Source organism: Aeromonas sp. R4-3 (assembly GCF_040908275.1).
GTDB lineage: Bacteria > Pseudomonadota > Gammaproteobacteria > Enterobacterales > Aeromonadaceae > Aeromonas > Aeromonas rivipollensis.
The window spans coordinates 56,958-81,468 of record NZ_JBFODK010000051.1 but is presented as its reverse complement, the minus strand read 5'-3'; the positions used below and the strand labels follow the sequence as shown (position 1 = coordinate 81,468).

At 63.0% G+C, this 24,511-nt stretch carries 19 protein-coding genes and 1 pseudogene; 2 read left to right on the top strand and 18 right to left on the bottom strand.

Translation table 11 applies throughout. The features are described 5' to 3' along the window. The first annotated feature begins 66 nt into the window (after positions 1-66). The gene (locus tag AB5Y91_RS15475) at positions 67-783 is read left to right on the top strand and encodes a MarC family NAAT transporter (RefSeq protein WP_368170189.1); all 717 of its coding nucleotides are present in this window, start codon (positions 67-69) and stop codon (positions 781-783) included. Positions 784-943: 160 nt separating this feature from the next. Continuing rightward, positions 944-1,147 (top strand): hypothetical protein, encoded by a 204-nt coding sequence (locus AB5Y91_RS15470; protein ID WP_106885182.1) that lies wholly within the window; start codon positions 944-946, stop codon positions 1,145-1,147. A 133-nt stretch (positions 1,148-1,280) separates the two neighbouring features. Here AB5Y91_RS15470 and tldD read toward each other — a convergent pair whose 3' ends face one another. The 18 genes and pseudogenes from tldD to mshE all read right to left on the bottom strand — a co-directional run bounded on the left by tldD (position 1,281) and on the right by mshE (position 24,360). Further along, the gene (gene tldD / locus AB5Y91_RS15465; protein ID WP_368170188.1) at positions 1,281-2,729 is read right to left on the bottom strand and encodes a metalloprotease TldD; all 1,449 of its coding nucleotides are present in this window, start codon (positions 2,727-2,729) and stop codon (positions 1,281-1,283) included. A gap of 290 nt (positions 2,730-3,019) precedes the next feature. Continuing rightward, on the bottom strand, positions 3,020-3,826 hold the full coding sequence (locus AB5Y91_RS15460; RefSeq protein ID WP_368170187.1) for a carbon-nitrogen hydrolase family protein: 807 nt from the start codon (positions 3,824-3,826) through the stop codon (positions 3,020-3,022). Positions 3,827-3,946: 120 nt separating this feature from the next. After that, a complete protein-coding gene (locus AB5Y91_RS15455; protein WP_368170186.1) occupies positions 3,947-7,849 on the bottom strand; it encodes a YhdP family protein in 3,903 nt (1,300 codons plus the stop codon). After that, positions 7,850-9,319, bottom strand: a complete 1,470-nt coding sequence (rng, locus tag AB5Y91_RS15450; RefSeq protein WP_025325452.1) for a ribonuclease G — start codon at positions 9,317-9,319, stop codon at positions 7,850-7,852. It lies immediately after the preceding gene. A gap of 79 nt (positions 9,320-9,398) precedes the next feature. Then, positions 9,399-9,986 (bottom strand): nucleoside triphosphate pyrophosphatase, encoded by a 588-nt coding sequence (locus tag AB5Y91_RS15445; RefSeq protein ID WP_106885186.1) that lies wholly within the window; start codon positions 9,984-9,986, stop codon positions 9,399-9,401. 51 nt (positions 9,987-10,037) lie between these two features. Next, positions 10,038-10,523, bottom strand: coding sequence for a rod shape-determining protein MreD (mreD, locus tag AB5Y91_RS15440; RefSeq protein WP_025325450.1), 486 nt, complete (start codon positions 10,521-10,523; stop codon positions 10,038-10,040). Next, complete coding sequence (mreC, locus tag AB5Y91_RS15435) at positions 10,523-11,431, bottom strand: rod shape-determining protein MreC (protein WP_163148085.1); 909 nt, start codon at positions 11,429-11,431, stop codon at positions 10,523-10,525. The genes mreD and mreC overlap by 1 nt, the downstream gene beginning before the upstream one ends. Before the next feature lie 41 nt (positions 11,432-11,472). After that, positions 11,473-12,513 (bottom strand): rod shape-determining protein, encoded by a 1,041-nt coding sequence (locus AB5Y91_RS15430; protein WP_005308111.1) that lies wholly within the window; start codon positions 12,511-12,513, stop codon positions 11,473-11,475. Between the two features lie 216 nt (positions 12,514-12,729). Continuing rightward, positions 12,730-17,109, bottom strand: coding sequence for a DUF6701 domain-containing protein (locus AB5Y91_RS15425; protein ID WP_368170185.1), 4,380 nt, complete (start codon positions 17,107-17,109; stop codon positions 12,730-12,732). A gap of 25 nt (positions 17,110-17,134) precedes the next feature. Beyond that, on the bottom strand, positions 17,135-17,608 hold the full coding sequence (locus tag AB5Y91_RS15420) for an MSHA biogenesis protein MshP (RefSeq protein ID WP_368170184.1): 474 nt from the start codon (positions 17,606-17,608) through the stop codon (positions 17,135-17,137). Next, positions 17,598-18,389, bottom strand: coding sequence for a type II secretion system protein J (locus AB5Y91_RS15415; protein WP_368170183.1), 792 nt, complete (start codon positions 18,387-18,389; stop codon positions 17,598-17,600). Before AB5Y91_RS15415 ends, AB5Y91_RS15420 begins: the two co-directional genes overlap by 11 nt. Further along, positions 18,389-18,948 (bottom strand): annotated as a pseudogene (locus tag AB5Y91_RS15410) (prepilin-type N-terminal cleavage/methylation domain-containing protein). The gene AB5Y91_RS15415 and the pseudogene AB5Y91_RS15410 overlap by 1 nt, the downstream one beginning before the upstream one ends. Continuing rightward, complete coding sequence (locus tag AB5Y91_RS15405; protein ID WP_252995447.1) at positions 18,935-19,417, bottom strand: prepilin-type N-terminal cleavage/methylation domain-containing protein; 483 nt, start codon at positions 19,415-19,417, stop codon at positions 18,935-18,937. The pseudogene AB5Y91_RS15410 and the gene AB5Y91_RS15405 overlap by 14 nt, the downstream one beginning before the upstream one ends. Before the next feature lie 53 nt (positions 19,418-19,470). After that, complete coding sequence (locus AB5Y91_RS15400) at positions 19,471-19,905, bottom strand: prepilin-type N-terminal cleavage/methylation domain-containing protein (RefSeq protein ID WP_305883412.1); 435 nt, start codon at positions 19,903-19,905, stop codon at positions 19,471-19,473. Positions 19,906-19,923: 18 nt separating this feature from the next. Continuing rightward, entirely contained in the window at positions 19,924-20,574 is a 651-nt protein-coding gene (locus AB5Y91_RS15395) for a type II secretion system protein (protein WP_218292621.1), read from the bottom strand. 88 nt (positions 20,575-20,662) lie between these two features. Continuing rightward, on the bottom strand, positions 20,663-21,124 hold the full coding sequence (locus AB5Y91_RS15390) for a hypothetical protein (protein ID WP_252995446.1): 462 nt from the start codon (positions 21,122-21,124) through the stop codon (positions 20,663-20,665). A 302-nt stretch (positions 21,125-21,426) separates the two neighbouring features. After that, positions 21,427-22,647, bottom strand: coding sequence for a type II secretion system F family protein (locus tag AB5Y91_RS15385; protein ID WP_368170182.1), 1,221 nt, complete (start codon positions 22,645-22,647; stop codon positions 21,427-21,429). A gap of 3 nt (positions 22,648-22,650) precedes the next feature. Then, positions 22,651-24,360 carry an MSHA fimbrial ATPase MshE gene (gene mshE, locus AB5Y91_RS15380; protein WP_163155475.1) on the bottom strand — a complete coding sequence of 570 codons (1,710 nt, stop codon included), beginning with the start codon at positions 24,358-24,360 and terminating at the stop codon, positions 22,651-22,653. Between the last annotated feature and the right edge of the window lie 151 nt (positions 24,361-24,511).

The following is a 24,511-nucleotide window of genomic DNA, read 5'->3' as shown; positions in this document are numbered from 1 at the left end:
GTAGCCCCCCCTTAAGGCCAGACCCGCGTCTGGCCCTGTTGTTTTCCAACCACCCCGAGGTGCAAGATGTTTTTCCAGGTCGTATTCATCGCCTTGCTCGCGCTGCTGCCCATGGTCAATCCCCCCACCACGGCTACCCTGCTGCTGGGACTGAGCAAGGGCATGTCCCGTGAGCACGTACGCCGCCAGATCAACCTGGCCGCCATCTATCTGTTCGCCACCCTCTGCGTCAGCTTCTTCATCGGCTCCTCCATCCTGGATCTGTTCGGGATCTCCATTCCCGGCCTGCGGCTGGCCGGTGGCCTCATCATCGCCTTCATCGGTTTTCGCATGCTGTTCCCCGCCCCCAGCCAGTCCGCCGGGGTCGACATCAACCAGAGCATCGCCTTCGTGCCGCTCACCATGCCCAGCATGTGCGGGCCGGGCACCATGGCCCTGGTGATCAGCGGCGCCGCCCAGATTGCCGAGCTGCCCGACGAGTACAACCGTTTCGTCATCTATGCCGCCATGGTGACCGCCTTCGCCCTGATGAGCCTGCTCAGCTGGGGCGTGCTCAAGCTGGCGGATCCGGTCTGCAAGATCCTCGGCGCCACCGGCATAGACGCCATGACCCGCATCATGGGCTTCCTGCTGGTGTGCATGGGCATGCAGTTCTGCATCAACGGCATCAAGGAGGTGGCGCAGGATCCCGTGTTCCACGGTGCGCCCGCCGTGCAGACGGCCCCGGCGCAGTCAAACGCATCCGCCGCCCTCGATCATCTGCCCGCCGCGCGCCAGCCCTGACTGAAAACGCTGTCATCTCGGATCGAGGATCGTCGCCGAACTTGCGCCTGATCATGTTGCCTGCCCACGGACGGAGTAGTGTGTTTTTTGTACAGGCAAGGTTCAGAGGGTCGCTGCTAACGTGACCCGCGCAGACCCAATCACTTGAGGAGACATGCAAATGGAAAAGATGCTGACCGAGATTGGAAGCTCCAGCCTGTTCCACGAATATCTGAACGTGGTCGGGGCCGTCAGCCCCGCCCTGACCCGGATCAAGAGCAGGTGGGAATACAAGCGAAGCGATCGGCTGGTCGCCCAGATCAGGATAGATCCCCAGGGCAACGCGCGATTCTATATCGACGCCCGTGCCATATCGGCCAACTGAGCCCCATCAACCCCCTTCACCCACCCCGGTCCAGTGACCGGGGTTTTTATTTGTGCGCCCCAGAGAAAACCAAACCCCGGCTGCGGCCGGGGTTTGGTGGTGTCGGGTCATGCCGCTGCGCGGCCAAGCCAACCTAGGAAGTGCCGCCCACGGTGAGCTGATCCAGCTTGAGAGTGGGCTGACCGACGCCGACCGGCACGCTCTGCCCCTCCTTGCCACAGACCCCGACCCCGCGATCCAGCGCAAGATCGCTGCCCACCATGGAGACCTGGCTCATGGCCTCTGGGCCGTTGCCGATCAGGGTGGCGCCCTTGATGGGAGCGGTGATCTTGCCATCCTCGATGAGGTAGGCCTCAGAGGCGGAGAAGACGAACTTGCCGGAGGTGATGTCCACCTGACCGCCACCGAAGTTGGGGGCATAGATGCCCTTCTTCACCGAGGCGATGATCTCCGCCGGATCGTGCTGACCCGCCAGCATGTAGGTGTTGGTCATGCGCGGCATCGGCAGGGCGGCGTAGGACTCGCGGCGGCCATTGCCGGTGAGAGGCACCCCCATCAGGCGGGCGTTCTGCTTGTCCTGCAGGTAGCCCTTGAGGATGCCGTTCTCGATCAGCACGTTATAGCCCCCCGGGGTGCCCTCGTCGTCGATGGAGACGGAGCCGCGCCGGCCCACCAGGGTGCCATCATCGACTATGGTGCAGTGCCTGGAGGCGACCTGCTCGCCGATACGACCGGCGAAGGCGGACGAGCCCTTGCGGTTGAAGTCCCCCTCCAGGCCGTGGCCCACCGCCTCGTGCAGCAGCACACCGGGCCAGCCTGCCCCCAGCACCACCGGCATGGTGCCGGCCGGCGCATCTATGGCCTCGAGGTTCACCAGCGCCTGGCGCACCGCTTCGCGCACATAGCCGAAGGCGCGGCTCTCCAGCCCGTCCAGCTCCAGGAAATAGTCGTAACCGAAGCGGCCACCGCCGCCGGCGCTGCCGCGCTCCCGGCGATCCCCCTTCTCGGCGATGACGGTCACCGAGAGGCGCACCAGAGGGCGCACGTCGGCGGCCAGGGTGCCATCGGTGGCGGCCACCAGTATCTCTTCATAGACGCCGCTGATGGAGGCCATCACCTGATTGATGGCGGGATCCAGGCTTCTGGCGAACTTGTCCATCTGCTCCAGCAGGGCAATCTTCTGCTGCTTGTCGAGGGTCTGCAGCGGGTCCATGGCGGGATAGAGCAGGTTCGCCTCGGTGCGAGCCCAGGCCTTCACCTTGCCCTGGGCGCCGGTGGCGGCTATGCCGCGGGCGGCGGTCACCGACTGTTGCAGGGCCAGCAGGCTCAGCTCGTCCGAGTAGGCGAAGCCGGTCTTCTCGCCGCTGACGGCGCGCACCCCGACCCCTTGGTCGATGTTGTAGCTGCCGTCCTTGACGATGCCGTCTTCCAGCATCCAGGACTCGTGCCAGCTGCGCTGGAAATAGAGGTCGCCGAACTCCACCTGATGGCTCATCAGGCTGCCGAGCAACTGCTGCAGGCGTCCTTCGTCGAGATCGTTCGGGGCCAACAAGGAGGCACTAACCTGGCTCAATAGACTCAATCTTTCTCTCCACTCTCGATGCGAGACGTCGTAACGGTGAATTCATCCGGTGTGGCCCGGTGACAAGTTCGTATTCGTCGGGTGCAATGAACAAAGTGAATTGCATCGCCAACCCAAAGACAGACACAGGTGCAATGCGCTTCGCTTGTTGCACCCTAGGTCAATCAATACCCCGGAAGTTCGTATTCGTCGGGTGCAATGAACAAAGTGAATTGCATCGCCAACCCCAAGATCGACACCGGTGCAATGCGCTTCGCTTGTTGCACCCTAGGTCAATCAACACCACACCATCAGAGCAACCGGGCATGTTGCAGCACGGGCATGGTACGTTTCAATTCGTCGACAAGGCCGGGCTCCATCTTCACCAGCACAGTGGCAGGGCCCGAATCCTGGCAGGCCAGCACCCGGCCCCAGGGATCGATCACCATGCTGTGGCCCCAGGTCTGACGCCCCGTCTCGTGGCTGCCCCCCTGATTGGCGGCCACCACATAGCACTGGTTCTCGATGGCGCGGGCCCGCAGCAGCGGCTCCCAGTGCGCCTCCCCGGTCACGGCGGTGAAGGCGGCAGGCACCAGCAGCACCCGGGCACCGGCACGAGCCAGCTGGCGATAGAGCTCGGGGAAGCGCAGATCATAACAGATAGAGAGGCCGAGGGGACCAAAGGGAGAGTCCACCACCACGCACTCCTGGCCGGGGCTGAAGGTCTCTGACTCCCGGTAGCGGCCGTGGTTGTCCGCCACGTCCACGTCGAACAGGTGGATCTTGTGGTAGTGGCCCTTGAGCTCCCCGTCGGGATTGAACACCAGGGAGCTGGTGTGGATATGGTCGGAACCGGCGATGGTGGTGGGCATGGCCCCGGCCACCAGCCAGATGCCGTGGGTTTTGGCCCAATCGGCCAGTTGCTGCTGGATTGGGCCATCTCCCAGGGGTTCGGCCCCATCCAGATAACCCTGGCGCTCGCCGAACAGGGCGAAGTTTTCCGGCAGCAGCACCAGCAAGGGGCGCTCCTTGGGCAGCGCCGCCAGCTCGGCGGCAATCTGTGCCTTGTTATCCTGCCAGTGACGACCCGAGATCAACTGTATGGCGGCTAGCCACATGACGCGCTCCTTGTGATGGGGCAAGCCGCCGGACTCTGCATCCTCGGCTCGCGGGGGACTCCCAGCACTATGAGGGGTTCGGGCCCGGGACGAAAGGAATTTGGCACCGGACGCCGCTCCTCAGCGCTGGGCTGGCCCGCCGTGCTTGGGGGTCAGCAGGAAGGGGCTGACCTCCTCGGCGGGCAGGTTGGGGGCCACCGCATCCACCGCCTGCTTCTGCTGCTGATTGAGCTTGATGCGGGCGCGATCCCGGCCTGCCTCGATCAGCTTGGGATCATCGAGCGGGCCCGAGACCCGGAAGTCGATGCGGGTCACCACATCCACCACAGGCTCCAGCAGCTTGGAGAGCGCCAGCACATAGAGCCCGGTGATCGGGGTCAGCGAGAACGCAGCCACCACCGGCAGGGTACCCCCCAGGTTCGGGGAGAAGCTCAGATCGTAATCGAGACGCCAGCGCACCAGATCGGCGATGCCCTCGCCACGCAGATTGCCCGCGGCTCCCTTCATGTAGAAGTCGTTGTTCTCCACCACCCCCTGCTTGATCTTGGCGGAGGCCGACATGGACTCGAAGTAGAAGCCCTTGTCGAACACATCGCGAAAATCGAGGCGCAGCTTGCGCATCAGGGAGTCGAGGCTCAGCAGGGAGAGCAGGCGTGCCCCCTTGTCGTTGACCTCCCGCAGTGTGCCCCCCTCCAGCTGGTAATCGGCACTGCCTGCCAGGGTCGGCAAGTCCAGCCGGTAGGGCACGTCACGCCAGCTCAGATCCAGCGCCAGCTTGCCCGGCGCGTCGCCTATGGGCGAGGTGAAGCCGAGTCGCTTGAGTAGCAGCTCGCTGTTCTGGGTGCTGAGGTGGGCGCGGGCCCGGGTCTGCATCTGGCCGGGCTGCGCCAGCCACTCGGCGCTGCCGCTCAGGGTGCTGCCGGCGAGCCGCATCTCCAGCCCCTTGAGATCGAGCCGGTTGGCGCCTGGCACCAGCTCCCCTTTGAGCTCCCCGAGGGGCAGGGCGCCGAAGCGGCAATCCACGCAGCTGAAGGTGAGCCAGGGAATGGCATCCATGATGGCCTTGTCCTGCCTCGCATCGGGCTCGGGGCTGAGATCGGATCCCTTGCCCGACCAGTGAATACGGGCGAACTTGGCATCTATGGGCTGCCTGTCCGTCACGGGAATGCGCACTACCCCCATCACCTCGGGACTGTCGATCATCACCTCGGTGGCCAGGTTCACCGGCCCCACGGTGAAGTGCACCGCCTTGAGGTTGGCGCTGCCGATGTCGGCCCGGGCGAGCAGGCCATCGACCCACCACTCCTGAGGCAGGAAGGCGGGGCCGACCACCGCATTGCCGCTGCTCCCCGCCCCCTTGCCCGGCAACCAGCGCGTGAGCCGTGCCAGCCAGCCGGCCACATCGGCCTGTGGCTGATTGATGGCGAGCAGCATGGGCTTGTCTTGCAGCACCCTGGCCCCGGGCTGACCGACGTTGACCCGCACCCGGCTGAGGTAGGGAGCCCCCTCGCCGTACACCAGCCGGCTCTGCATATCCACATCGGCCCCCAGCACGGCGCGAATGTCGGCGCTGCCGTCGCGGCCCCGTGCCGTCACCTTGAGGGGGAGCCGGCTCCCGGGCGCCTTGGTCAGCGGCATCGGCAGATCCAGCCCCATCCCCTGCAGGTTGGAGTCCAGCGCCAGCTGGAAGCTGAAGGCCTTGTTCTCGGGCAGGGTCAGCCCCAGGGTCCCCGTCCAGTTGCTGCGCCCCTTGAGCATCTCGAGGGCGGGAATGTCCTGGCGCTGGCGGCTGCTGTCCCAGAGTCCCTTGAACTTGAGATCCGCCTGATAGCCTTGGGGCTGCTGCTTGCCCCGATAATCCAGGGTCAGCGGCTGGTTCCACAGGCTGGCCTTGAGATTGCTGAAGTGCGTGTGTTCGTTGTCATATTCGAGTCGTCCCTGCACCTTCTCCAGGGGCAGATCCAGGGTGGCGATCCTGACGCTGTTGTCATGGAAGTTCGCCTCTCCGCTGGCCTTGACCTCGCCCTTGCCACCCAGCGGTATATCCAGCTTGACCGTGCCATCCATGGGGCCGCGGATCTCGATCTCCCGCAGCGCCTGACCCACGGAGCCCGCGAGGGGAGACTCCTGCAGGTAACCGCTGATGGCCTGCCCCTCCCCCTGGACCTTGGCATCCACGTAGAGGTGCGCCCCGGGGGAGAGATCCGGGATCCAGGCGTGCACAGCGTCGGATCTGGCCTTGCCGAGCCGGGTGGCGCTGCTGCGCATGTCCAGACCCGCGTTCTGGAACAGGAGGTCTATCTGCAGCTCGGTCAGCGGCAGCCAACCGGGGAAGAACTCGTAGGTGGCCTGCTCCAGCGGCACGGCGACCTGGAAGACCCCCTTGCCGTTGTCGTAGGGGAAGTCGCGGAACTCGCCATACCAGAGCAGGTCTGCCCCCTTGGCCTTGCCCCCCTTGATGGCGCCGCTCAGGTAGTCCACCAGGCCGTCGCTCATCACGGCCAGCGGATAGTAGCGATCCGCATGGGCCGCATTCTTCACGTCGATGCGGCCGGTCAGGGCGAGGAAGGGGTGCTCGAACAGCTCTAGGCGGAAGCGGCTGGCGAGGGTCAAGTCCTCGTTATCCAGCGCTATATCCTGGCCGTAGAGCACCCAGCCTTGCGTCTCGCGCCACCAGTCGAGGCGCGCAAAGAGGCTGTCGACCGGGATAGGCACCTTGAAGTGACGGGCGGGATCCACCTTGCCCTTGCCCAGGGTCAGGCGGGCGCTGCCCCCGGCCGGGGTCAGCCAGAAGTCGCCGTCCAGTTTCTGCAGCCCGGGCACATCGTGCCAGGCCTTGGTCTCGAAGCCCCTGAGCTGCCCGCTCAGGGAGAGCCCCTGCCAGTCGCCATCGGCCTGCAGCACCAGCTCCTGCACCTTGCCCTTGGGTTGGGTGTGCTTGAGGGTGTTGGTCAGGCTGGGATAGAGGCCCGAGACCAGCTGGCTCAGGTTGGCCATCTGGTTGAGATCGATGGCGGGCACATAGCCCTGGATGCGGGAGCCGACCCGCTCGAGCTGCAACCGGCTCTGCAGCCAGGTCGCCCCATCGAGCTTGAAGGTCACGTCATGGCTGGCGAGCTGCCACTCCTCACCGTCGCGCCGCAGCTGGATCTTGCCCCCCTGCAGATCGAGCCGGTGTGGCTCGCCCTTGACCTCGTCCTTCCAGATCAGATGGTTGTTGCCAAAGGCCAGCAGGGAGTTGCCGAGCCTGCCCCCCTCGAACTCGCTCCACAGCTGGAAGTCGAGCTGGCCGGTCACCTTGGGTTCGCCGGCATGGATCCGCGCCAGCATGGGGCTGATGTCCAGCTCGCTGGCCCCCAGGTAGAGCTGGCCCTTGAGCCTGTCGAGGCGCACTTGCGGGGCATCCACGTCGATGATGAGATCGATGGCGCTCTCGCCCACGCCGTTGATGAGGTAGGCCTTGCCCACCCCCTGATGGCGCTTGCCGCGATTCTGCCAGCGCAGCTGGGCGATGTTGAGGGCGCGCACCTCCCCCAGCGCCGTGGTCACGCTCAGGCGGCTGTCATGAATGTCGAAGGTGGAGAGCTGGGTCAGCAGGAAGCGCAGCAGGGCCCGCTGCTGATCCGGGCTCTTCTCGCCAGCCGGGGCGGCCGGCTGCGCCAGATCCAGCGCTATGTCGCCGTCGCTCAGCAACAGTTGGCCAAACACCGGTTTCCAGTCGTTGAGGGAGCGCCAGAAGTCGAGGTGGGCCCACACCTTGCCAAGGCGCAGGGAGAAGCGCCCCGAATCGGGTGCGATGGCCAGCCCTTGCAGCTCGAGGGCCGGTCCGCGCTGGGTCCAGCTCAGCCCGACGTGCTCGACGCTCACCTCCAGCTGGCTGTCGCCAAGCAGGGTGGCGATCAGAGCCTGCCTGTGCTGGTTGAGCAGGGGGCCGCCAAGGCGTACCACGCTGACCAGGATGGCCAGCAGCACGAAGAAGACCCCGAGGGCTAACCAGCCCCGACTCAGCCAGCGGTAGATCAATTACATCATCACCACATCGAATTGTTCCTGCCCACAGAGCGGCTCCGTCACCACCCTGACCTGCTTGCCGATGAAGACTTCCAGCTCGGCCAGACTGTGGGACTCCTCCCCCCGCAGGTAGTCGGCCACCGAGGGGGCCGCATAGACGGTGAACTGATCCGCATCGTAGGCACGGTTGACCCGGATGATCTCCCGCAGGATCTCGAAGCAGACCGACTCCACCGTCTTGACCCGGCCGCGCCCCTTGCACTCGGGGCATTCGGAGCAGAGCACGTGCTCCAGGCTCTCCCGGGTGCGCTTGCGGGTCATCTCCACCAGCCCGAGCTGGGAGAAACCGTTGACGTTGGTCTTGGCGCGGTCTTTCGCCAGCGCCAGCTCCAGGCTGTGGAGCACCCGGCGGCGGTGATCTTCCGACTGCATGTCGATGAAGTCGATGATGATGATGCCGCCGAGGTTGCGCAACCGCAGGTGGCGGGCGATGGCGGCGGTGGCCTCGACGTTGGTGTTGAAGATGGTCTCTTCCAGGTTGCGATGGCCGACGAAGGCACCTGTGTTGATGTCCACAGTAGTCATGGCTTCGGTCTGGTCGATGATGAGGTAGCCGCCGGATTTCAGCTCCACCTTGCGCTCCAGGGCGCGCTGGATCTCGTTCTCCACGTCGTAGAGATCGAAGATGGGCGACTCGCCGGAGTAATACTCCAGCTTGTTCGCGAGCTCGGGCACATACTCCCCGGTGAAGTGCGAGAGCAGCTCGAAGCTCTGGCGCGAGTCGACCCGGATCTTGTCGAGCTCGGCGCCGACGAAGTCGCGCACCACCCGGAAGGCCAGGCTGGGATCCTCGTAGAGGATCTTGCAGGGCGGGTACTTCTGCTTGCGCTCCAGGATCTTGCGCCACAGCCGCTTCAGGAAGGCGGCGTCCTGCTCCAGCTCCTGCTCACCCACCCCTTCGGCGGCGGTGCGGATGATGTAGCCACCCAGCTCGTCCACATAGCCCGCCACTGTGCGCTTGAGGCGTTCCCGCTCAGCTTCGGACTCGATGCGCTGGGAAACGCCGACGTGGGCACTGCCCGGCATGAAGACCAGGTAGCGGGACGGCAAGGTGATGTCGGTGGTGAGACGGGCCCCCTTGGTGCCCAGGGGGTCTTTCACCACCTGCACCATGATGTCCTGACCCTGGCGTACCAGCTCGGCGATGTTGCCCGCCTGGAACTGCTCCTTCTCCTTGATCGCCACGCACTCGGTGTGGGGCACTATGTCAGAGGCGTGCAGGAAGGCGGCCTTGTCCATGCCGATGTCGACGAAGGCGGCCTGCATGCCGGGCAGCACCCGGCTGATCTTGCCCTTGTAGATGTTGCCCACTATGCCGCGCTTGGCCTGACGTTCTACATGCACTTCCTGCAGCAGCCCGTTCTCGACCAAGGCGACCCGGGTCTCTGAGGGGGTGACGTTCACCAGCAGTTCTACTGACATAAGTTACCTTGCCTTTCTAGTTTTGAATTCTGGCACGACGAACAACGGGTAACTCAGCAGCGAACTGCTGACGAGGGGATTACCGAGTCTGCTCGAGGTGCTGCTTGATCAACAGATCCGTCTCCAGCAGGGGCAGGCCGACCACGGCGCTGTAACTCCCCTCGATGCGGCTGACGAACTTGCCGGCTATTCCCTGGATGGCATAGGCTCCGGCCTTGTCGCAGGGTTCACCCGTGCGCCAGTAGGCCTCGATCTCGGCCTCGTCCAGCTTGCGGAAGGCCACATTGGTGGTCACCAGCCGCACGTCGCAGCGCTCCGGGGTGGCCAGTGCCACCGCCGTCATCACCTGATGGACCTTGCCGGAGAGTGCCTCCAGCATGTCTTTGGCATCGAGCAGGTCGGAGGGTTTCTCCAGCACCCTGTCCCCCAGCACCACTATGGTGTCGGCACCCAGCACAGGCAATGCGGTCGGGGCCGCGGCCACACCGGCCATCGCCTTGTCACGGGCGAGCCGGCAGACGTAATCCTGGGGCTTTTCGCCCGCTTCCCGCTGCTCGGGCACATCCAGCCTGAGCACCTCGAAACGGTAGCCCAGCTGGGTCAGCAGTTCATGCCGGCGGGGCGAGCCCGAGGCGAGATAGAGTTGCAGTTCGTTGTGCTTGTTCATATTCACTCAATGAGATGAGACGCAGTTACAATCCGTTGTTTTTGCTCATGTTCACTTGATATTGAAGCGACGGCGTACCTTGCGCAAGACCATAAAAATCCAGGGCCATATTAACATCGTTGTCAACGTCGACCAAAAGTAGGCCAGGTTGAGGCTGGCACGGCTGAACAGGTGCTCGGCCCAGAACACGGTGATCTTGCCTACCAGGGAGAGCAGACCGATGATCAGCGCCTGCTGCCAGAGGGAGAAGTTGCGGATCTTCTGGAACTGGAAGGCCGCCAGATAGGTGGTGATGGCCATGGCCATGGCCCGCACGCCGAGGGTGCTGCCGAGCAGCACATCCAGCAGCAGGCCCGCCACCCAGGCGGTACCGACGTTGGTGCGGTGCGGCAACGCCAGCGCCCAGTAGATGAGCACCATGGCGAGCCAGTCCGGCCTGAAGGGTTCGAATTGAAAGGGAAGCGGCAGGATCGAGAGGCACAGGGCCAGCAGGATCGAGATCCAGATCCAGATCCTGCCGCTGGCGGGTTGCAGCATCAGCGCGTCGCCTCCGCCGCCGAGGTGGCCGTCGCCGCAGAGGGCGCAGCCGCCGGCGTCATGGGCTCGTCGTCATGCACTTCCGGCTTCTTGTCGGTCCACAGCAGCAGCAGGTAACGCAGCCTGTCCAGCGCCACCAGGGGCCTGGCCTCGATCTGGGCGAAGGGCTTGCCCTCCACGTAATCGGATCGGGTCACGGTCGCCACCGGATAGCCTTCCGGGAAGCGGCCGCCGAGGCCCGAGGTGACCAGCAGATCGCCGACCTGGACGTCGGTGTTGCGCGGCAGGTTGCGCAGCTCCAGCTTGTCCAGCTCGCCACTGCCGGAGGCGATGGCGCGCAGATCGTTGCGCAGCACCCGCACCGGAATGCCGTGGCTGGAGTCGGTGATGAGCAGGACGCGGCTGGTGGTGGAGCCCACGTGGAGCACCTGACCGACCACCCCCTGATCGTTGATCACCGGCTGGCCGTTATAGACGCCGTCCAGCGCCCCCTTGTTGATCAGCACCTGATGGCTGAAGGGGTCGGAATCCACCGACAACAGCTCGGCCACCATCTTGCGGGACTCCTTGTGCACCGGCGACCCGAGCAGCTCGCGCAGGCGCTGGTTCTCGTGCTCCAGCTGATCCAGCTTGAGCAGGCGGGAGCGCAGGGTGAACAGCTGCTGCTCCTGCTGCTTGGTTTGCTCGATCAGGCTGGATCGGGTCTGCACCTGGGTCGACATGGTGTCGAGCAGGGTACCTGGCGCATTGGCGATGTATTGCAGCGGGCTGACGAGGGAACTCAGATAGACGCGGACGTGCGTGAACACACCGAAGCGGGAATCCGCGACGATGGCAGCGACAGAGATGATGACGGCGAGAAACAACCGTAACTGAAGCGAAGGGCCTCTACCAAAGATGGGTTTCATGAGTCGTCAAAAAAGAGCCGGCGCTCGGCCGGCTTTGGGTCTTATTCGTAGTGGAACAGATCGCCACCGTGCATATCGATCAGCTCCAGCGCCTTGCCACCGCCACGGGCGACACAGGTGAGGGGATCTTCAGCCACGACGACCGGGATGCCGGTCTCTTCCATCAGCAGACGGTCGATGTCTTTGAGCAGGGCGCCACCACCGGTCAGCACCATGCCGCGCTCGGAGATGTCGGACGCCAGCTCGGGCGGGGACTGCTCCAGGGCGACCATGACGGCGGAGACGATGCCGGACAGCGGCTCTTGCAGCGCTTCCAGGATCTCGTTGGAGTTCAGGGTGAAGCTGCGGGGCACACCCTCGGCCAGGTTACGACCACGAACTTCGATCTCGCGCACCTCTTCGCCCGGGTAGGCGGAGCCGATCTCGTGCTTGATGCGCTCGGCGGTGGCTTCCCCGATCAGGCTGCCGTAGTTGCGGCGCACGTAGCTGATGATGGCTTCATCAAACTTGTCGCCACCGATACGCACGGACTGGGAGTAGACCACGCCGTTCAGGGAGATGATGGCCACTTCAGTGGTACCACCACCTATGTCCACCACCATGGAACCGGTCGCTTCGGAAACCGGCAGACCGGCACCGATGGCGGCGGCCATGGGTTCGTCGATCAGGTAAACCTCGCGGGCACCGGCGCCCAGCGCGGATTCCTTGATGGCACGGCGCTCTACCTGGGTGGAGCCGCACGGCACGCACACCAGCACACGGGGGCTGGGGCGGAAATAGTTGTTGTCGTGAACCTGCTTGATGAAGTGCTGCAGCATCTTCTCGGTCACGTAGAAGTCGGCGATGACGCCGTCCTTCATCGGACGAATGGCGGAGATGTTACCAGGGGTACGACCCAGCATCTGCTTGGCGGCATGACCGACGGCAGCGACCGATTTGGCGTTCCCGCGCTCTTGGCGAATGGCGACAACTGAGGGTTCGTTAAGGACGATCCCTTGATCTTTTACGTAGATCAGGGTGTTGGCAGTTCCCAAATCGATCGACAGATCGTTGGAAAAGACGCCTCTGAGCTTTTTGAACATGGCTACGGGAAATCCTAAGAATTTGGAGGTGCAGAAAACCGGCTAACTTTACCAATGCCCACCCCAATGGGCAAGCGCTCAAACTGTCGCCAGTCAATCAGGCGCGACAAAAATGCGAGTCATCACTCACCCGCTCAGGCAGACAAACACTACGAAACAAGGAGATAAGACGCAGGCCCACCCCAAAGCGCCCCTCTCCTTGTCCCCATATCATTTTCAGGGCATCACTTCGCGGCGATAAATAATGCGATCGTTGCCCCTGTCACGGCCAAAGATCGCCATCCCCATCAGGTGATCCTCGGTCGCGGGATCCGCCAACCAGGTCGGCGCCAGGGGTTGCAGCGGCTGTTTCTCCAGCACGATTTGATAGGGAATGCGCACCGCCTGATTGGGCGGCGCGAAGTGGAAGCTGGTCTCGCCGCCATCGAAACCGGTCTGAGTGCCGCCCGGTGCCACATTGCCGAGGCCAAGCCGGATGCGGGTGCCATCTTTTAGCGTCAGGTCCCCCGTCCCAGCGTCATAGCGTTGATCCGCATCGGTGAAGACAATGCCGCCACCCGCCAGGGAGATCTGGCTGCAGGCATTCTGTTGGCTGCAGACATCCTGCTGGTTGACTCGCCACAGGCCCCTTTCGAAATATTGCACCTGCAGGGGCAGCGCCAGCGGGGCGCTGTCGACCCCCTGACGAGTGCTGGCCAGTAGACGGCCATAGTAGGCGATCATGGTATCTTCCGATCCCTTCGGAATAGATAGCTGCCTGGCGGTGCAATTCACCCCGCTCTGGCAAGTGCCGGTCACGGCTGGGTTCATATCACGATCTACGAGGAAGCTGGTCTCTGGTGTTTCACCGTCCTCCACCTTGAGCCCCAGCCGCAGCCGCCGCAGTGGCTCCTCCGGTGCTGTCAGGGTCGGGGTCAGCTCTCGCAATCGCATAAAGCGGGTTTCACCTGTCTGCTTGCCTGTTCCCTCGGTCCAACTGGCGGCCAGCGGTGCCAGCCGATTAGAGCGATCCACCCCGTCCTGGTTGTTGGCGGCCACCAGAGAGAGAGTGCCCCTGGCAAAGGCCCCACGGTAGTTCTTCGTAACCCCCCCCTCCTTGTTGCGCGCCTGCACCGTCGTCTGCACCCCAAACGGCTGGCTCATATAGCTAAAACCGCCGAATGCCGGGGTGACGCTGCCGCTCACCAAGTTGAAGTCCCAGGGCACAAAGCGCCCCACCGGCACGCTGCTGGCGGCGGGTATGGTGTAGCCGAAATAGCCCGTAGATACGGTGCTTCCCTCTGGCGACGTTGCCACCGGTGGCGTCGCCGTCATCTGGAAGACCCCGACCTCGTTGAGCGACTGGGTGACGGCATTGAGGTTGTTGCTGGCCGCGATAGCATGGTCATAACTCGGCTTGCTGACCACCGCCTCGACCCCGGGCTTGGGGGCCACCAGCTGGCTGCCGAGCGCTATCTTGGCCAGTGTGAAGTTGGGGGTCGCCAGGTTGCCGCTGCACAGGTCTTGGTCATCATCGGACTGCCAGGCCACGGCGCCGATGTTTAGCTGGAAGTCATCGCCCGCCTTCTGGAACACAGGACAGCTGATGTTTCCTGCCGCGCAGGCCCCCTGAACGGGGGTGATGCAGAGCCCGACCGGGCGGCTGACGAAGAGATCCGAGCCCGTCATCACCAGCCCCGCAGTATCCCCGCTGCCATCGTGGCGAGCATTGAGCCTCATCTGACCCGCATCCGGGTAGCTGACTTTTTTCAGGGTTGCCTTGCCCTGGCTATCGAAGGTCAAATTGATGGTCGTTGCTGCCGGGGAAGTAACACTGGCGGCATAAGTCGGGATAGCGTTGCCATCTATCGTTATCTTGCTGTTGAAGATATTGGTATTCGGGTCTGTATAAGTTCCCCAAAAGCCGACCGAGCGCGCACCGATAAAGCCGGGGATACACTGCTGGGTCGCAGTGTCTTTCTTGACTGCACTGATCACCACATCCTGAGGCTTGTTAGCCAGGGTATCCGGCACATTGAACAGGAAGCCGCTGTCGGCAAAGCTGAGGGTACAGGCGGCGTCGCTCAGGGCACCGCTGCCCGCCCGGCAAAGCGTCGTGCTAAGTGGCTTGGTGGACGGTGTCGAGCCACTCACCCCCACCCTCATGGCGCTCGCCAGATTGTTGCGCAGCTGCAATTTGGCGGTGCCGTCGCTGAAATTCACGGTAGCGGTATTGCCGCTGTAGCTCACCTGGCTGTCGGCCACCCAGCCGTTGCTGCCGTTTTTAAGCGGCGTCAGGACGGCGCTCACCGGATCCGTGAACAACTGGCTGCAGCTGGCGTTGGCGCAGGCCCGGATGATGAGGGTTTCCGGGTTGCAGGTCAGGGCCTGGCCTGAGTGATCGAACTCGAAGTGATCGATCTGGGTCCCCACCGGATTGGATTTGAGGGCGCAGATCCGGACGTTGTCGATCTGGTGGGCGTTGGTCGCATCCCCGGTCGAGCCGGTCAGAGACAACAGCAGATTCTCGGGAATGGCCGCCTGGCCACTCTGGGCGGCGGCATTGAAGCTGTCGATAAGGGTGCTGTAACCGCTCCCCGTGTTGCGCTCCACCTTGACCATGGACTGGTCCTTGGTACGCGAATCTATGGTCAGTCGATAACGGTGAGGACGATTGCTGTCCGAGCCGCTGTCCACGGTCGGCGACAGGCAGTTGCCGTTGGCGTTGTCGGCGCCGTCTTTGCAAGTCCCCTTGAGGTAGTTGTAGCCGCTGGTGCCTGAGCCCGAGCCACGCACCACCACGGACTGCTTGCGCCGCCCCTTGTTGGTCGCCCCGCCTTCGCCGGAGAAGTTGCCATATTCGTCTATGCCCACCCCGAGCCAGCCACCGGCAAAGCCGTTGTTGACCCCCGTCTTGAAACCATACCCGAGGGGCCCGCCGAAGGCGCCCGGCTGGGGGGTGACCCTGGCATCGGAGAGCACCACCGCCATGCCGTCCGCCCCGTTGCCGCCGTGGGCATACTGGTCGAATTCTATGGTCACCAGGTTGTTGGCGGCGGGGAAGAGCCGCTGGTAAGTCGCCGAGGTAGATTGCTTGGGGTTGGCCTGGGTCATGCCGAGCCGGCCATTGACGATGGCGGGGGTAAAGTTGCCGCTGCTGCGAGCCACCACCCAGTTGTTGCTGAGGGTGCTGGCGGAGAAGTCGTCGCTGAAGCAGGTCAGATCCTCTTCACAGATACCGGGCCAGTCACCGCTAAAGGGCTCGTGGATCACCTTGCTGTTATCCGTCATGGTGACATTCACCGCCGACACGGCCCCCGTCAGCTGGGCCTGCCAGCTCATGGCCAGATCGCCCGCATTCACATAGAGAATGGCGTTGAGTTTGGCATTGTCGCTCATGGTGACCTTGCCAAAGTGGTAGAGCCTCAGGTCATTGGCCCTGCCCCCGGCATTTACCTCCATCTGGTCGCTCAGGGTCAGGTCACTCTTGAGGTAGAGCTGGGTGGCGAAACCGGTGTCGAAGATCAGCTTGTCGTTGCTGCCAAGCTCCAGCTTGTCGATCCAGTGGCTGCCGCCACGGAAGTAGAGCCGGATGTCGGACGTGCTCTGATGCTTGAAGGTCTTGACGTAGCTGGCCTCCAGATAACCATTGATGACGCCGTTGTCGCTCACCTCCAGGGTCTGATGCAGTTTGAGGGTCAGATCGCTGCGACTGCCCGCAGCCGTGATCTTGCCCTGTCCTTCCATCTTGAGCCCATAGACAGCGAGAGAGCTCTGACCCTGGAAAGTCATGACACTGTTGCGCTTCATCCCCAGGTTCTTGATGACCCAGTCTCCGGCTCCCATCAGCACGCTCTGGCCACCGGCCGAAACATCCATAGTGACGTTATCTATGTAGCGCGGCTGGAAGACGGCCGTCCCGGTATTTCCATTGCCCGAGACCTCCAGAGAGCTGTAGACGGTGACCCTGGCGTCGTTGAGCTTGCCCTGGCCCGTGACCATCAGATCGTTCACATGAAGGTTTCCCGACCCGGTGACGCCACTGTTGTAATCATTCTTGATGGTCAGCTTCTTGGCATAGACGGTCGCGCCGTTGAGGTTGAGCCTCGCCCCTTCGCTGATCGACAGGGTATCGAAGCGATAGGTCTGGCCCGATTTCAGGGTCGCCACGCAACTGTTGCCCCCCCATGAGGCACTCTTGTAGTCACCGGCTGCAGGCGAGATGGCGCCGTCGCAAGCGAGATCCTTTTTCCCGCTATAGGACGGAAAGCCTCCCGGGTTGGCAGGAAACTCGTTGGGGTCGCTGATAAATGCCACATCCTTGAGCGGGCTGGCCAGGACGCCGCTGACGTTGCAACTGGAAACCCAGGTGCCGTTGTTCCAGAAGCCACCGTTGTTGCAGTTGGCATTCGGCTGGATGGTTTTGCCAAGGAAGGGGTAATTGGTGTCCACGGTGGCGCTGGTGATCCGGCTCTCGCCACTCATGGCGAGTCGACCGGGAGAGGCATGGCTCTGAACCGGATAGGTGAAGGCCGCAGTACACTGGCTGGCGGCCTGCACCGAGGCGGTGCACCAGATCAGCGCCAGCCAAAGGCCGGAACTCAAGCGGGGCATCATGGGTGCTCACTCCTCACGGGCGTTATCACGGGGTTACTCCATCAAAAGCTTCCGCCACCAGGGTGCGGCTGACGGCAAAGCCCGGGTTGGCGCCCGCTGCCTCTGTACCACAGGTGCCCAGGCTGGTGAGTCGGTAGGTGGTGCTGGTCTCTCCCCCCTGACTGGCCTGGATCTCGTTGCAGCTCACCGACACCCGACACCCGCTCAGGCCGGGATCCTTGTCAAAGGTATGGGACGCCGCCACCCTGGTGCAGGCGGCGGGCAACTCGGCGCCACTGCGATTGGGAAACAGCCGATAGAGGGCGACTTCCAACCCGCTCTGGGCCGCCATCAGGGCCCGCACACCGCGCACCTCGACCGTGTTCTTCTCGCCGCTGTCGACCAGAAAGCGGCCCATGGCCGCCGCCAGCAGGGCCATGATGACGATGACGAAGAGCGCGACCATGATGGCGCTGCCGCGCTGGGCCCGTTTGCTGGCGGGAAGTGGCTTAAGGAACATTGAGCACCTCCAGCTTGTGGTTGAAGCTGACGCTCTCGCCGCGCTGCTCGAACACCAGCCGCAACCCCACCTCGCTCGGGCTGAAGGCGGCAGGATCCCGATAGAAGTAATAGGGGGCCGGACGAATATGCTCGGCCATCAGTTGTGTGGTCTCGCTGCTACTCAGGCCATCGCTGAGAGACTTGGCCATGCGCCACAGACTCTCCCCTTTCATGCAATAGAGCACCTGCTGGTTGGCAAAAAAGGCCCTGAGCCCGGGGGAATCTTTGCTGAAGCTGCCCGCCATTGTCAGCGGCAGCGCCCCCGAAGCGGCATTGCCCACGCCGCTCACCCTGGCCACACAGTTGCCATGGATGCAGCCCTTGTCGAGGGTATTCAGGTTACCGGGAGTGGTATCCGGGAGCGGGTAAACGATGCCCCAATCCTTGTCTGTGGGGAGAATATTGGGTGTGACTATGGTAAGCCCGTTGCTGACCGCAGAGCCCAGATAGCCACTGGCGGTGGCGATGGGCCAGAAACGCAGGCAAGAGCCCCGATCGACCAGAGCCCCCCCGACGTCTTCCACCCGCACCGAGCCCGGCACCGCATCGCGCAGCTCGCGATTGAGCCGCTCCAGCGCGAAGCGGGCATCGCTCATCAGCTGCTCGCGGCGGCTGGCATCCCCATAGATCTGGGTGCCGATGCCGATAAACTGGCTGGAGAAGGTGGCCATGATGCCGAGCAGCAGGATCACCATCACCAGCTCGACCAGCGTAAAACCCCGAGCCAGACGACGACCCATCAGTAGTTACCCCGGTAGACAGCAAAATCGACTTCACTGCTATCCGGCAGCCGCACTGTCAGCTCGATGCGCTTGCCAATGGACTCTGCACTCTTGCCCGGGCTCCCAAACAGGGAGTCAGGCGTGACGCTGATCCTGATCTGATAGTTGCGATACTCCTCGTTGTTGACGCCAACCGACGTCTGGGTAAAGCGATTGGCGTCCACCCAGTTGCCTGCGGTATCGAAGTCATCAACATCGTTAAAGGCATAAGAAGCGGGCTCACCATCAGGGCCATAGTCGGCGCTAGCGGTGCAGGTGGGATAGGTCACAGGAGGCGTACCGGCCGTCTCGCCGCAGCGATAGCGACCGCCGTTATGGTCCGAATGTTCGTCGAAGGATTTTTGCAGCACCTCGTTCAAGATGCGTTGAGCCAGTTGGGCGGCTGCACCGGATCCACCGCCTGGGGTGCCTGATTGACAAGCAAACCCAGGATCCCGGTCAGCGCTATGGTCAGCAGCACTATGCCGACGACAAGCTCGACCAGGGTAAAACCGCGGGAGGCGTTAAGGGAGGGCATGGATATAACCCTCTGGCTCGATACGCAGCCGGACATTCTCAATGCCGTCGCTAATCAAGATCTCGCAGTCAGCAACGCACGGAGCCAACGGGCGGCCACTGCGCTTGTCAAAATGAATGCTGAATTCGGATTGTCCGTTGAGGGTCACCGACGCGCCGGTGTTCACGATGTGTATTGGTGCAGACACCGCGCCATCAACCAGTGCCACGGAGTAATGCCAGAATTGGCCTGGCTTGGCCTGAAAAAACGTCTGTCTGGCATTGTTGGGATCAGCCCGAGAGGGTTTAGAGGGTTCATTCATATTGATGGTCTGCACCAGTCGCAGTCGGGCCACCACTTCATCGCTGACGGTATGGGTTTCAAAGCCGCCTTTGCCCAGCCACTTGGGCACGGCAAAGGCGGCCAGAATCCCGAGTATCAGGATCACGATCACCAGTTCTATCAGGGTAAACCCTTTGGTTGTTGCCATGACGCTTCTCATTGGACAGCGAAAAAGCGAGGCCGAAGCCTCGCTGGTCACAATCAAGGCTTGGCACAACCTTGAATTTCGGTACTGAAAATCTTGGTTTGGCCATCAGCTTGGGTATATACAACTGAACAGTTGTTACCTGCGCTGTTATCTGGAACAAAAGTACCGCCCGCACCGGACGTACTCCAACCTTCCAAAGTAACTGCTGCAGAAATCGTGGCTGCTGTTGGGTAGCCGTAGATGACTTCAACACCGTCCACACCATCAACCGGTGTCGCCGAAGACACACTTTCAATGCCTTGCAATGCTGCTTTGCTGTACACCAGATTTGCAGAGCTCTGCAGTGCAGCCTGCACACCTTGTGCGGCAGAATAACGAGCATCATCCTGCAGATTCAGGAACTTGGGCGCGGCGGTGACCGCCAGAATGCCCAGGATGATGATCACGATCACCAGTTCGATCAGGGTAAAACCCGCCTGCTTTTTCATTACATTTTCCTCTGTTTATCAATTGATATTGGTGGTGACCTGGCCGGAGGCCGGGCGGTAACTGAAACTCATATAGGCATCCGTGCTCCCTTGCGGGTCCTGATACCGTCCATCACTTCCCTTGCTCAGGCTGTTGACCAGATAGTAACGGCAGACCGAATCCAGCCCATTGTTGCTCACCGTGGCATAGAACTTCAGGTCATTGCCGCTACCGCTTACCTCGTCAAAGTTGGCAGTAGCCTTGGGAGGATTTTGCAACAACCCCTCCCAAATATTGAGACAGCGCGTGGCCGTCAGATTGGCCGGATCCACATCGGGAGAGCCGCTCGCCGAAGTATCCATGGGATAACCGGGGGAGAGCTCGCCATTGTTGACCTGGCTCTCGGTCGGCGTGGTGAGATAGAAGCGCGAGCCGTCATACAGCACTGTGTTGAGGCTGTCCTGCTTGGCACGCCCCTCCGCCTCCCACTGGGCCCGCACCAGAGAGACCGCGGTGGCAAAGCCGCCCGATACCCCTTCCACGCTGGCCTTCTTCGCCTCGTCGGTCACGTCGAGAAAACGGGGCAAGGCGGTGACCGCCAGTATCCCCAGAATCACGATGACGATCACCAGCTCGATCAGGGAAAAACCGCCCATAGTGCGGCCGGGTGTCACTCTCTTTGCTGCCATGCTGCCTCCGTAGTAACCCGCATTATTTCATGCAGATAGAAAAAAATCATGTAACCCAGAGTCCAGACTGGATCCGTTCAATCGCCATTCAGGATCTGAACACCACCCTGCCATCAGAGAAGCGATAAATCAGCCAGTTAGATTCCCAGCCAAATTCACAGCCTCCGCCATCCCGACTGGCCAGCACCTGCAGTGATGGCAGCTCCTGCGCCTGCGGGCCGATCAGTTGCTGCCACAGCTGGCGGCAGTTGTCGGAGGGCGACCGCAACGGCAGCACGGCCAGCGGCCAGCCGCGTGCATCGAACTGCCAGGCCACCCCTTGCCCATGCAGCACCTCGGGCCTGCGCTGATCGAGCCAGAGCCCGTGCAAGCGCTGCGCGCGCTCGGCGAACTGGCCCCCGAGTAGCTCCAGGCTGACCGCCAGCGCCTGCTCCCGCTGGGTGCGATAGCCCAGGGCCAGACTGGCGATGATGACCAGCAGCAAGATAACGGCCAGCAAACGCCTGTATCCCCCCAGCCAACGATCATCCTGCTCGGACTGTCTGCTCACCCATTGCCCTCCCGCCGCCTAGTTGTCCTGTACGGCACACATCATGTTCCCCGTCAGGAGCGTGAAGATGCCGTCTTATTTTCCTCTGACCGCACGCATCATGCCCCTCATCAGGAGAGTGAAGATACCCATTACTTGCCGCGCACGGCACGCACCATGCCCCCCATCAGGAGGGTGAAGATGCCGTCTTATTTTCCTCTGACCGCGCGCATCATGCCCCTCATCAGGAGCGTGAAGATGCCTCATCACTTGCCGCGCACGGCACACACCATGCCCCCCATCAGGAGGATGAAGATGCCGTCTTATTTTCCTCTGACCGCACGCATCATGTCCCACATGGGTGTGAAGATGCCCAGCGCCAGGATCAGCACCATGACCGCCACTATGCCGATCAGGATGGGCTCGATGCGGGCGGTGAGGCTCTTGAGGTCATAGTCCACCTCCCGCTCGTAGTATTCGGCCGCCTCGTGCAGCAGCTCGTCCACCTGGCCGGTCTCCTCTCCCACCGCGATCATCTGCATCACCAGCGGGGTAAACAGGCCGCTGCCACCGGCGGTGCGCAGCAGGCTCTCGCCGCGCTCTATGCCCGCGCGCATGTCGCGGATCTGGCCAGCCATATAAGCGTTGTCCACCGCATCAGCCACCAGGGTCAGCGCCTGGTTGAGGGGCACCCCGGCCTTGAGCATCATGGAGAAGCTGCGGGCGAAGCGGGCCAGCAGGGAACGCTCTATGATGGTGCCGACGATGGGCAGCCTGAGCTGCCATCTGTGCCAGGCCAGCTTGCCCCCGGGGGTCGCGACCCAGCGCCGCCAACCGACGACGGCGCCCACCAGGATGGCGAGCAGCAGCCACCAGTAGTGGACGAAGAAGTGGGAGGTGGCGAGCAGGATCCGGGTCGCCAGCGGCAGCTCGACCCCGAACTTGGCAAACATGCCGGCGAACACCGGGATCACCATGATGTTGAGGATCACCATGGCGATGCCGATGGCAATCATCACGAAGCTGGGATAGCGCATGGCGGTCTTGATCCGCTTGCGGGTCTCCAGCTCCAGATCGAAATAGTTGGCGAGCTGCAGGAAGGCTTCCTCCAGCTGACCGGTGTTCTCGCCGACATGGATGATGGCGACGAACAGGTTGCTGAACACCCTGGGATGGGACTGCATGGCGCTGGACAGGGGGCGACCGTTGCCAAGATCCTCCCCCAGCGCATGCAGCGCCCGCTTGAGCGGCTTGCTGTGGGCGCTCTCCTCCAGCCCGGCGATGGCGCGCAGTATGGGGATGCCCGCCCGAGTCAGGGCATACATCTGGCGGCTGAACACCACCAGCTCGTCCAGCTTGACGCCCCCCTCCAGCAGCAGCGCCCAGTCGATGCTGGCCGCTTTCGCCTTGCCCGGTTTGAGCTCGGTCGGCATCACGCCGCGCCGTATCAGCTGCTCGGCGGCCGCCATCTCGCTGGCGGCATCCACCATCCCGCTGACGGCATTGCCCTGACTGTCGCGGCCCTTGTAGTTGAAGCTGCCCATGGCTTAGCCCAGATCCTCGGCCAGCCTGAGCACCTCATCCACCGAGGTGATCCCCTCCCGGGCATAATCGAGCGCCGTCAGGGCCAGAGGCCTGTAGTGCTCGTGCTCGCGCGCCGCCCGGGCAAAGCCCTCCGCATCGTTGCGGCGCAGGGCATCCATCATGGGTTGATCCAGCTCCAGCAGCTCGTAGACCCCGATCCGGCCCGCATAACCGGTGAAGTTGCAGCTCTGGCAGCCACGCCCCTTGCGATAGAGGTGCTGGCCGGGTGCCTCGCCGGAGAGCATGGTGAGCCAAGTGGCCTGCCCCTGGTCCGGCGCCGTCTCGCAGGCGCAGTGTTCACACACCCGTCGCACCAGACGCTGGGCCACCACGGCCCGCAGGGCGCTCGCCACCAGATAGCCGGGTGCCCCCATGTCGATGAGGCGCAGGGCGCTGGTGACGGCGTCATTGGTGTGCAATGTGGTCAGCACCAGGTGACCGGTGATGGCGCCGCGCAGGCCTATCTCCACCGTCTCGTTGTCCCGCATCTCCCCCACCAGCAGGATGTCGGGATCCTGACGCAGGGTGGAGCGCAGCACCTGGGAGAAGGTGAGCCCTATCTTGGGGTTGACCTGCACCTGGTTGACCCGCGGCAGCCGGTATTCCACCGGATCTTCCACCGTGATGATCTTGTGGCTGGCCTGGTTGAGCTCGGAGAGGGCGCCGTAGAGTGTCGTGGTCTTGCCGCTGCCGGTGGGGCCCGTCACCAAAATCATGCCGTGGGGACGTTTGAGCTGGCGCCGGAAGCGGGACAGGATGGCCGGTGGCATGCCGGTTTCCGCCAGCGACAAGATGCCGGAGGATTGATCCAGCAGTCGCATCACCACGGATTCCCCGTACTGCACCGGCATGGTGGACATACGCACATCCACGTCCCGGCCGCGCACCTTCATGGCGAAACGGCCATCCTGGGGCAGCCGCTTCTCGGAGATGTCGAGCCCGGCCACCAGCTTGAGGCGCAACACCAGCGCCTGGGCGATGCGCACCTCGTTCAGTATGTTTTCGTGCAGCACGCCGTCGATGCGCTGGCGAATGCGCAGCACCTTCTCGTCCGGCTCTATATGGATATCCGACGCCCCCACCTGCACCGCGTCCTCGAACAGGGAGCGCAGCAGCTTGGCCACGGTCGCCTCCCCTTCATCGCCAGCGCCGAGATTGCCGCCACCCAGCTCGAAGCCGGCGTCCTGATACTCCTCCTGCAGCTGTTCGGCGAAGCTCTCTATCTCCCGGGTGCGGCGATAGAGGCGGTCGAAATACTCCAGCAGCTGGCCTTCCCGCGCCACCGCCAGCACCATTTCGCGGGGGCTGAGCAGGGCGGCGATAGCATCCAGGGCGCTCAAGTCGGCGGGATCCGACATGGCCACAGTCACCTTGTCGTCGCTGAGGTTGACCGCCAGGGCGCGATAACGGCGGGCCTGCACCTCGGGCAACAGGGTCACGGCCGAGGCGTCTATGGTGAGGTTGTTGAGATCGAAGAAGGGCACGTCCAGCTGGCGTGCGAGGAACTGCAGCAGTTGCACCTCGCTGATGAAGCCGAGATCGATGAGGGTGGTCCCCAGCTTGCGCCCGGTCTGACGCTGCTGCTGCAGGGCGAGCTGCAACTGATCATCCGAGATGATCTGCTCCTGTACCAGCAGGTCGCCGAGGCGCATTTTCAGTCTGGGTTGTGCCATTGTTACTCCGATTCCTGTGATTGCACGTCATTCAAACCTGTTGCCACATTCGATGGCGAATTGGGTACCAGAATCCGTCACCTCGTCCGATTACGCCGCTGCGCGGCTAATCGAACTCAGGGGTCGCAACAACCCCACCCCAGCCCTCCCC